The following is a 2,659-nucleotide window of genomic DNA, read 5'->3' on the forward strand; positions in this document are numbered from 1 at the left end:
ATTGTCATCTAAAACAGTATAATCAGCAATCATGTGATGCGCCATCGGAATGGATAATGCCTCACGTGCAAAATCTAAGTAGTCATTAACTAGCTGCTTGTTTTGATCAATCCAAGAAATCAAAAAATTAGCACGCAGAGTTTGTCCAGCAGGAATATATTGAGTATTGGTACCATTGGTAACAACAAACATTTCTACAAAATTATAGATATCACCAAATTTATCTTCGTCTATATACTTTTGTATTTGACGAAACGCATCCATAAAAGGAAAGTTTGGAGTTTTCAGTTCAATATGAATTAGTGGTAAGCCGTTAATCAAGAGAGTAACATCAAAGCGCCTATCTTGATCAAGCGGTGACAAACTTGACTTATTGACTTCTACTTGATGAACAACTTCATAAACAGAAGTTCCACCAGCAATATTGGAGTTATCTAAAATTAGCAAATCGGCATCTGGCAAAGAAGAATTATCACGTTTTAAGTGATGCCTAACCTGTCTGTTAGCACCAGCCAAGAATTTAGCAGCTTGGTAAAAGTTAGGTTGGGTGATTTGTGTACGAATAGTTTCCTTTTCATTTTGTGTTAGTGGAACATCATGAAGTTGATCACGGTTGTTATCTTCAAGAATCTGAAAAAAGTTCGCCCATAGTTGCGGAATTGTTTTTAAATCTTTACGTAAACGCCATTGGTTAATACCCTGAGTTAATTGCTCAATTAAAGTTTTCTCCATTTGAGCTTCCTTAACTGCTGCCACTGACATATTTATCTCCTTTCCCTGCTATTCAACAAACATATTTTGTAAAAGACACTTTTTAGCTTGTTGTGAATTTTGTAATTTCTTATTTTCTAATTCGATTAATTGGTCAACTTTAGATAGGAGGCTGCCAATTTTTTGTTGTTCATTTAACCTTGGTAATTTTATTCGCATTTTTTTAAGATTTTCAAATGGCAATGTATCTCTAACACCACCCTCAGAAAATTGTATTCTCTGCTTCTTGAATGAAGACGTTCTAAACCAATACCAAAGAAAAGCATCATTTATATTATTTTTGGTTGAAAAGGATACATATAATGGTGAAATTATACTGTCTTCTTCACCTTTTCTTTTATATGCAATCGAACCCACATTAATTCTTGATGGATTGTATGCAAACTGATTCCCCTTTATCACATAATAATTTGATAAATCTAAGCTAGCCACACGATAGCCATCAAATTGTTCACTTTGCTTGGTAAAACCATTTTTATTTGAAATAGACTCAATATTTTCTACCTCTAAATTTTTATTTTTTGAAGAATTTTTAATCAAAAGACCTGAAAAACTATATATTATCCAATTATCTTCAAACCCCTTAAATCGTAGTTCAGGTATTTTGGCATCATGCTTAGGAAAAAGTTTTTGCAACAAAGCCTTTTTTAGCAGCTCCAACTTGTCAATCTTTTGCTGCTGCAAATCAAGTAACTTATCCAACTTAGTGAAAAAATCACCTATTTTTTGTTGTTCAAAACTATTTTTTGGTAATACAACCTCTGTTGTTAAAAAATAATTTTTTGTGATTCCTTTTATAGAAGTCCCTTGTTTTGTACCTAATCGTCTAGAATAATTTAAAACGTAATATAATAAATAGAGAACAAACTTCTTATTATATATAATTTCAGAAATTGAAATAAAATCTTGGCTAGTTGTATATTTATATGGTATAAGTACAAGCTTTCCAACTCCTACCCTCGTAACGATAGCGATGGAGTCTTTTGACACCAGTTTTGTCGAAGATTCATCTATAGCTTTACAAGTGATCCTTTTTTTTATACTTATTTTTAAGACATTATTCAATATTAGATCAGAGCTTTGAAACCAAGGAATCGAACCTGACCAGTAACTTTTATTTTTTTTTGAAGGTGTTCCGCCACCTGTAAACTTATTTCCTAAATTGCTAACCTTAATTTTTACCCAATAATTTTCAAATGATTTAAATCTAATATTTGGTACAGCTTTATTTTCATTCATTTTTCAACAAACCTTACTATAGAATTTCTTTTAACTGATTCAGCATTTTTTGTGCTTCTGGGTTTGTCCCAACCAATTCATCCAATGTTTGCTTGATTTCATTAGTAGTTTCTTCTTCTTCTTTTGTAATACTAGCCATATCTGAAACTAGTTTTTGCACGTCAACTGGTGGCTCTTTTTCAAAAGTATCAACGTAACGGGGAATATTTAGATTAAAATCATTTTCTTTAATCTCATCAAATTTTGCCAAATGTGCATATTTTTCAACATCTTGGCGTGCAGAATAAGTAGTTAAAATACGGTTTATATCTTCTTCACGCAATTTGTTTTGCGTTTTAACCTTTTCAAAGCCTTTAGAAGCATCAATAAACATAACATCACGGTCTTGCTTATCTTTTTTAAGTACAACAATTACAGTTGGAATACTAGTACTATAAAACAGATTTGCTGGCAGACCGATAATTGCATCAATCGCACCATTTTCAAGTAGTTTTTGTCTGATTTTACCTTCAGCACCACCACGGAAAAGAACGCCATGAGGTAAAACTATAGACATCACACCACTATGCTTTAGATGGTAATAACCATGAAGTAAAAAAGTATAATCAGCCTTGTATTTAGGTGGTAAAACTCCATAAGGAGATAAACG

General features: G+C 32.0%; 3 protein-coding genes. All 3 read right to left on the reverse strand.

The features are described 5' to 3' along the window. Positions 1-762 (reverse strand): type I restriction endonuclease (locus Q0K80_RS10335; RefSeq protein WP_294606054.1); only part of this gene is annotated, 762 nt, incomplete at its 3' end. 18 nt (positions 763-780) lie between these two features. Next, positions 781-2,010, reverse strand: a complete 1,230-nt coding sequence (locus Q0K80_RS10340; RefSeq protein WP_294606056.1) for a restriction endonuclease subunit S — start codon at positions 2,008-2,010, stop codon at positions 781-783. Between the two features lie 16 nt (positions 2,011-2,026). Next, on the reverse strand, positions 2,027-2,659 hold a 633-nt coding region (locus Q0K80_RS10345; RefSeq protein WP_294606058.1), incomplete at its 5' end, for an N-6 DNA methylase.

The organism is uncultured Lactobacillus sp., from assembly GCF_945290125.1.
In the GTDB taxonomy this organism is placed as follows: Bacteria; Bacillota; Bacilli; order Lactobacillales; family Lactobacillaceae; genus Lactobacillus; species Lactobacillus rizhaonensis.